We start from the raw sequence: 7,647 nt of genomic DNA on the forward strand, positions 1-7,647 counted from the left end.
AACGTTTATACGAATTCGGTTTATCCGATTGTTAGACGGTTTCGGGAGCCGGCCAGGATCCTTGCAGCAAGCGCAGCATGATGATTTGACCGGCATGGTAGCCGTCGTGCCGGATTAAGCTGCGCGCCCACTTAGAGAAAAAACAAATAGCCCGAATTGCATGAAATAACTGCCTCTGGGGGAATTATATTCTAAACAAGCAAGGAGGTGTTTTGTTTTGGCAAACGATCTCCGGGACAATATTCAGAAGATCAAGCAATCTCTAGGCAACAGCCCGGATATTGTCGTAAGAGAATGGCTTTTCGGCGGCCCAAACGGAGTCGGAACGGCAATTATATATATCTCCGGCCTGGTCGATACCAAATTCATCAATCAATTTATTATGGAACCCTTGATGTCACATGATCTGGACGAGCACTTCAAGGCGATACGATCGCAAAACGAAAATGGGGTTGATCTGCTTAAACAATTGTTGCTGCCCGTCGGAGAGATTCAAGAAGCAGTAAATTTGAATACGATTCTGACTGGCATTTTATCCGGGGATACCGCTCTCTTATGCCAAGGGAGCGAACATGGGTTGCTGATCGGTTCACGTGGCGGGGAGGATCGCGCCATTCAGGAGCCGAGTACCCAACCCGTTATTAGAGGACCGAAAGAGGGATTCACGGAAAATATCGATACTAACATCGCATTGATTCGTCGGAAAATCAAAGATCATAACCTTTGGTTGGAAAACTTCAATGTAGGCCAAGTAACCAAAACCGTCGTATCCATGATGTATGTGAACGGGATCGCCTTGGATAAAGTGGTGAAAGAGGTCCGTGACCGAATCAAACGCATTCAAATAGACGGAATTTTGGAAAGCGGGTATATTGAGGAATTGATCCAGGATAAGACGTTTACCTTATTCCCTACGATTTTTAATACCGAAAGACCCGACGTTATTGCTGCAGGGCTTCTAGAGGGACGGGTCGCCATTATAGTGGACGGAACGCCGTTCGTCCTCTTGGTTCCGGCGCTGTTTCCGCAATTTTTTCAGTCGGCCGAAGATTATTATCAGCGTTCCGACATCTCTACCCTCGTTCGCTTGCTCCGTTATTTGGCGTTGGTAATCGCTTTACTAGCTCCGCCTTTGTACATAGCCATCACGACTTTTCATCATGAAATGCTGCCCCCCCAGCTGTTGATCAGTTTATCCGCGCAACGGGAAGGAATACCGTTTCCCGCTTTCATAGAAGCTTTATTGATGGAAGTAACCTTCGAGCTTTTGCGCGAGGCGGGAGTTCGCATGCCGAAAGCAGTCGGACAAGCCATCTCCATCGTAGGGGCTCTTGTTATCGGTCAGGCTGCGGTGCAAGCGGGAATCGTATCGGCAGCTATGGTCATTGTCGTTTCCATCACAGCAATTGCGAGTTTTATCATACCCTCGTATAACATGGGTATTCCCATTCGAATATTGCGTTTCGGATTCATGATACTAGCGGCTACTTTCGGATTGTTCGGAATTCTTGCGGGACTGATCGGGATTGTTCAGCATCTTTGTCACTTGCGTTCATTCGGTATCCCCTATATGTCTCCTTACGCGCCAGTCCTTGCGGCAGATAAAAAAGACGCGATGGTACGTACCCCTTGGTGGGCAATGACATCGCGTCCCCGTACCGCAAGCAGGAAAAATACAATTCGCGAGAAGAGTCAACCTTCGCCGAAGCCGGAAACCTAAAGGAGGTATTTGTACGAAAAGAGGGTATAGAGCGCTTGTTTCGGTCTTGTGCTTGACGATGGCGGCCGGATGCTGGAATCGTCGCGAATTGAATGACTTGGCCATTTCCGTTGCTATTGGCGTGGATAAGAGAGGAAATCAAATTTTGCTAACCGATCAGATTGTGGATCCGGGAGCTGTTGCGGGCAAAGAGGGCGGCGGCGCTACTTTCCGTGCTCCCGTCTCTTTGTTTCAGGAAAAGGGCAGAGGAATTCAAGAGGCAGCCAGAAGAATGACGATAGAAAGCACAAGAAAAATATACGTCGGACAGCTTCAGATGCTTGTTATCGGAGAAAAACTCGCAAAGGAGGGCATTGGTAAATTATTGGATCATATCTCAAGAGATCACGAATACCGGAGTGATTTTTATGTCATAATCGCCCGCAGAGCCGAAGCTCAAGATATTCTGAAAGTGTTCACGGCCCTGGAAAAAACGCCGGCGACCAAAATGAGAGCTTCTCTTGAAGTCTCGTCAAAAGCATGGGGGACAAGCGCTGCGGTTAAATTCGACGAGTTCATTTCCAACGTCGTCAGCAAAGGGAAAGAAGCGGCGGTAACTGGAATTAGATTAATAGGCGATCCTAAGATCGGCAACGATAAAGCAAACGTAGAGAAAATTTTATCTCCTGCCAATCTCCATTACTCCGGGGTGGCGGTCTTCAAAAAAGATAAAATGCTCGGGTGGTTAAACGAGGATGACAGCAAGGGATACAATTACACGCAAGGAAAAATAAAAAGCACGGTCGAGTTGGTCTCTTGTCCTAAAAATAAAAACAAAATAACGGTGGAAATCCTCCGCAACAAAAAAACAATGAAAGCGGTCATGGAGGACGGCAAGCCGGTCATTCATATCCGAATCAAAACGGAAGGAGTAATTACCGATGCTCAATGCCGCATGGACTTTACGAAGCCGTCATCCATAACTCTAGTGGAGCGGCTGACCTCAAGCCATATCCAAAACTCCGTTTTATCGGCAGTGAATACCATGCAAAACAAATACAAGTCGGATATTTTCGGGTTCGGAGAAGCCGTCGAGCGGAAGTACCCTCAATATTGGGAAAAGGTAAAAATCGACTGGGACAAGGTTTTTCCGACGATTCGGGTAAACATTCGGGTGGAGTCTAATATCCAGAAGATGTTTAAGACGACAAAGTCTCTTTACGAAAGAATGGAGGGGTAGCGAAACATGTGGAGTGTCCTCTTGATCTTAGCGGTCGGCATGGCGATAATCATGATCGATGTGCCGACCCTTCGCAGAAATAAAAGCCGGAAGGAGCTATGGGCTTTTTCCGTATTGCTTATCGGCGGAGTTGCGCTTAACATTGTCGTGGGTTTAGGAGTCGAAGTGCCAAGCCCGCTCGAGTTGATTAAAATCATATACGGGCCAATCGTAAGATGATCGAAGCGAGTCAATTCAAGAAGATGGTGTCTCTTTTCGTCATCGGCACCTCCCTGATCTTGCTGCCGTCGATGCTCGCTTCGAAAGCCAAACAAGATGCATGGATCTCCTCAATCGTCGGAATGATCGTCGGACTTGTACTGGTAGGGATCTATTATGCGCTAGGCCGCCTCTTTCCAGGCAAGACCTTGGTAGAGTATAGCAAGGAAATACTCGGGAAGTGGCTGGGGACTATCGTTTCCTTCTTGTGGTTTACTTACGCTTTTATCCTGACGGTTCTCGTCTTGCGAAATCTCGGCGATTTTCTGACCTCGTCCATGTTCCCGGAAACGCCGATTCAAGCGATCCATATCGTATACCTGTGTATCGTGGTTATAGGGGTCCGTTATGGCATTTCGAACATTGCCCGCACCGTGGATATTTTTTTCCCATTGGTTATAATTCTTTTGATCGTGTTCGTGTCTTTGCTTCTCCATGATATTGAATTTGATCGCCTTCAGCCTATGCTTGCGAAAGGGATACAGCCCGTCCTGCAAGCCGCATATCCGTATATCGGATTTCCTTTCGCGGAGCTTGTCTTGCTGCTTATGATTTATCCGAAAGTGAAGCGGACAAAAGAAGCAGGGAAATCGTTATTGACGGGTACGCTGTTCGGAGGGCTTGTTTTGTTCGTGATTACGCTGCTTAGCCTGTTGGTATTAGGGGCGGAAAACACGGCAAGCGAACTTTATCCTAGCTTTCGATTGGCCAAAAAGATACAAATAGGCGAATTTATCCAACGGGTGGAGGTCATCATGGCCGTTATCTGGTTCATTACCATCTTTGTTAAACTGGTTATTTGTTTTTACATATCCGTCCAAAGTCTCTCTCAGACGTTGAATCTTCCCGATTATCGCTCTCTTGTTTTGCCTTTGGGAATGATCCTTTATGCCGTTGCCTACTTTATCGTTCCGAATATAAGCTATTTAATATCGTTTGATGCGAAGGTTTGGCCGTTATATGCGCTAACAATCGGACTCGTCCTCCCCTTGCTGCTTCTGGGGGTTGCGATAATTAAGAAGTAACCAAAAAACAAGATATAAATTTCATGCACCAAGTCAGCGTCTTACGAATGGCCTCGCCGCTCTCGGCATCAACACCGAGAGCGGCGATTTCTTGTTTGCACGCAATAATTAATCCCATACTTTAGGTCGAGCTATTCCCATTGTTCTCATGTAGCCTAATAATTGTCCGGTATGGACGGATTCGTGATACGCAATACGCAACAACATATCTCCAAGCGTCCTAATATAGCCTACATCGGAACGGTCTATGTTAATGTTTTCTAAGTCGTCTTTATTAAAAGCTCCGACATAGCTCAAGAAATGGTCTCGAAAAGGTTGAATAAACTTCAGTTCATTTTCTACTGTCGTAAATTCTTTTTCATCAAAAGGATTTGTTTCAGGGGCTGAAGTTAAACTGCCTCTATTTACGAGAATTTGATGATAGAGTAACTCCGCTTCTGCTACATGCCTAATCATTTCGGCGCAGGATAATGCTTCATGATCGGGTCTCCAGTTCAACTTTTCTTCCGGAATCGATTTCCATACTATGATGCTTCTCCGTCTAATCTCCTCGAAATTTAAAATGATCAGATCGGTTTCTGTCATTTGTAGTCACTCCTTAGTCAATGTGTGAAGTTAATCATATCACATATCTACAGTAATGGAATGTATGTTCGCATCAACGACAAGAATCCCCATAGAGCATGACTTTGTATCCGGTCTTATAGGCACTCTTCAAAGGTTGCTTGGGTTGATATGATAGCGGTGAATTGAAATCCAAAGGAGGAATATTATGACAGGTCGCAAAGTCGTCAGTCTTTTTACTTCTATCATTTTGGCAGGCAGCATCGCAGTCCCTTCTTCCGCAATAGCAGCACCGGCCAGTTACAATCCGAATCCGACCGTGCTTGATATCGGACCTAAGCTCCGATCCGAAACGGTAGAGCAAATCAAAGCGGAGAATCGGTTGGATCTCTCCGGCGCGGAAGCGATCGGCAGTTCCGCAGAGGCGGGCTCCACCGCGACCGTTACTCCTGATGATGTCGGCAACAAGGTCGTCCGGTGGGTGACGCATGATGATTACACGGGCAGATACTTATTGACCTCATTTACATTGCGTGCCGTCGGTAAATACGGCGAAGTCTGGGTGGCCAATAACCTCAATTACCCGAGCGGCGATCCACGCAATTCCCTCACGGCGATCACCGACGCTCAAGTTCAATATTTGATGAGTGAATTCGATACCAAGATATATGAGAAAGAAGTGTCTTTCTTCGCTCCTCCCGCAGAACGGAAAGGCGAACATGGAGTTCTGCCGGATTATATGGACGAAAGCGGACGCGTGGTCATTCTGATAGACAATATCAAAGACCAGAGCTATTATAATCCCGACTACCCGAGCTACATTGCCGGATACTTCTCCCCTACGATCAGCGAGTTGTCCGACCGCAACGTCATGACGGTAGATAACTTCGATTGGCTGAATCGCACGGGTCCAACTGCTCCAAGACCGTTCTTGTATGAAGGCGTATTCGCTCATGAATTCCAGCATTTGCTGCATAGCGATACGGATTCCGGCGAAGAAAACTTCATTAACGAAGGATTGTCCGACTTCGCCCAATACCTCGTCGGTTACGGTCACTCGCAGGGGCATGTGGATTTCTTTATGAATCATCTCCGTAACTCCTTGACCTTATGGGGCGATCAAACGGATCTGCAAATTCTCGCGGATTACGGAAACGCCTATCTGTTCCAGCTATATCTTTATGACCGCTTCGGTGAAGCCTTCATTCGGGATGAATTCCATGATCAGCTGCATGGAATAAGCAGCATAAACGACCTTCTCGGCAAAGTGAATATCAAGGACAATAGAAACGACGATGATGATGAAGGCGATGACGAAGGCGACGATGACGGTGACGGCCGTTTGACCTTTAACGAAGTGTATGCGGACTTCATGACCTCCATTATGTTGGATACACAGAAGACCGGAGGCAGCTATAAGTTCGATTCGATCGATCTGGCGCCGAACGTTGATGGATCTGTTCTTCCCGACATCGTATCTCCCGCTTGGGGAACCGACTTCAAGGTCATCGTTCCGGACAAGAAAATCGATCACCTTTACTTTAAGGGCCTTGATTTCTTGAGAACGAACTGGACTAGCGCCACAGACCCGGTCAAAGGCGAAGTATTGTGGGGAAATACCGGCGATCTGGCTGACAATTTCCTTATTAAGGAACTCAATCTGACGGGTCAAACCGCACCGATCCTGTCTTTCGATACCAGCTACAATATCGAAGAGCAATGGGACTTCGGCGTTGTCCAAGTGTCTACCGATAATGGGAAGACATGGACCTCGTTGTCTAACGCCAATACCCGCAGCGACGTCGTCGATTTGGGTTATCCGAAGGTCAAGGAGAATCTCCCCGGATTTACGGGCAGCTCCAACGGTTGGAAAACGGAAACGTTCGACTTAACTGCCTATGCCGGTCAGAAAGTTCTGCTGGGCTTTCGTTACCTGACGGACTGGGGCTTTACGGAATCAGGCTGGTACCTGTCGAACCTGAAGTTGAACGATGCTACGATTGATCCGATGACTACCACCTCCGGATTTATGAGCCTGGAGCAAGCCACCGGTCAATATGTCAATTACCAAGTCCAGTTCATCGGCTACAAGAAAAGCAAAGGCAATGACAATGTGAAAGTGATCCGGTTCCGCAACCTCCTTAACATGTCGGAAGACAAGCTTATCGACCTGGGAAAAATGCTTCGCGGCTCCGAGTATGAGCGCATCGTCATGATGACGACTTATGCGGCTCCCGAAGGTACGAACGCCAGCGTCTCTTATGAGTATGAAGTGGTCATGAAGAACAAAGACAGGGAAGATCGCCAGAACGAAAAGGAAAACTATAAACGCAGTCATCCGTAAATAACAAGACGGCCGGACTTTGAAGTGCACCCCTTAGAATAGACATTTGAAAAACCCCCTGGGTTAATCCGATGAAATTCTAGGGGGTGTTTTCTATGTAAAATGGCAATCTAATTAGCTTAGGGTACTCTTGAAACACTCGCTGAAACTTACTTCCAAGAAAGCGATCGGCTGTAGTTAGCTTTGGTCGAACTAAATTCATTTTTGAGCTCGTTTGGCGGGCTGTAGTTAGCTTTGGTCGAACTAAATTCATTTTTGAGCTCGTTTGGCGAGCTGTAGTTAGCTTTGGTCGAACTAAATTCATTTTTGAGCTCGTTTGGCGAGCTGTAGTTAGCTTTGGTCGAACTAAATTCATTTTTGAGCTCGTTTGGCAAGCTGTAGTTAGCTTTGGTCCACTAGACATGCGTAAAACCTAACATGAATAAAATTAAATCTATAAATTACTATTTATGTAAAATTATGATGAAATATCTCTGGTGAATCAACATAAAAACTCCTATTGTAAAGGTGTAGGCGT

General features: G+C 46.5%; 6 protein-coding genes. 5 read left to right on the top strand and 1 reads right to left on the bottom strand.

The window, feature by feature from the left end; translation table 11 throughout:
- Positions 1–217 precede the first annotated feature (217 nt).
- Genes E2980_RS12590 through E2980_RS12605 form a run of 4 tightly spaced genes read left to right on the top strand, consistent with a single transcriptional unit; the run spans position 218 to position 4,222 of the window.
- Positions 218–1,720: a spore germination protein gene (locus tag E2980_RS12590; RefSeq protein ID WP_240703013.1), complete on the top strand. Its 1,503-nt coding sequence runs from the start codon at positions 218–220 to the stop codon at positions 1,718–1,720.
- Between the two features lie 7 nt (positions 1,721–1,727).
- Positions 1,728–2,939: a Ger(x)C family spore germination protein gene (locus tag E2980_RS12595; protein ID WP_276322273.1), complete on the top strand. Its 1,212-nt coding sequence runs from the start codon at positions 1,728–1,730 to the stop codon at positions 2,937–2,939.
- Between the two features lie 6 nt (positions 2,940–2,945).
- The gene (locus E2980_RS12600; protein WP_135152528.1) at positions 2,946–3,158 is read left to right on the top strand and encodes a hypothetical protein; all 213 of its coding nucleotides are present in this window, start codon (positions 2,946–2,948) and stop codon (positions 3,156–3,158) included.
- Complete coding sequence (locus tag E2980_RS12605) at positions 3,155–4,222, top strand: GerAB/ArcD/ProY family transporter (RefSeq protein WP_135152529.1); 1,068 nt, start codon at positions 3,155–3,157, stop codon at positions 4,220–4,222. Before E2980_RS12600 ends, E2980_RS12605 begins: the two co-directional genes overlap by 4 nt.
- A gap of 108 nt (positions 4,223–4,330) precedes the next feature.
- Here the strand turns inward: E2980_RS12605 and E2980_RS12610 are convergent, their stop codons facing one another.
- A complete protein-coding gene (locus E2980_RS12610; protein WP_135152530.1) occupies positions 4,331–4,807 on the bottom strand; it encodes a DinB family protein in 477 nt (158 codons plus the stop codon).
- Positions 4,808–4,994: 187 nt separating this feature from the next.
- On the opposite strand from E2980_RS12610, the gene E2980_RS12615 reads away from it, so the two are divergent.
- Positions 4,995–7,130, top strand: a complete 2,136-nt coding sequence (locus tag E2980_RS12615) for a M6 family metallopeptidase (RefSeq protein WP_135152531.1) — start codon at positions 4,995–4,997, stop codon at positions 7,128–7,130.
- The last annotated feature ends 517 nt before the right edge of the window (positions 7,131–7,647 follow it).

Source organism: Cohnella luojiensis (assembly GCF_004564235.1).
Taxonomy (GTDB): domain Bacteria; phylum Bacillota; class Bacilli; order Paenibacillales; family Paenibacillaceae; genus Cohnella; species Cohnella luojiensis.

Coding starts and splice junctions, on each gene's coding strand:
- E2980_RS12600 (WP_135152528.1), top strand. CDS start 2,946: ATGTGGAGTGTCCTCTTGATCTTAGCGGTCGGCATGGCGATAATCATG.
- E2980_RS12605 (WP_135152529.1), top strand. CDS start 3,155: ATGATCGAAGCGAGTCAATTCAAGAAGATGGTGTCTCTTTTCGTCATC.
- E2980_RS12610 (WP_135152530.1), bottom strand. CDS start 4,807: ATGACAGAAACCGATCTGATCATTTTAAATTTCGAGGAGATTAGACGG.
- E2980_RS12615 (WP_135152531.1), top strand. CDS start 4,995: ATGACAGGTCGCAAAGTCGTCAGTCTTTTTACTTCTATCATTTTGGCA.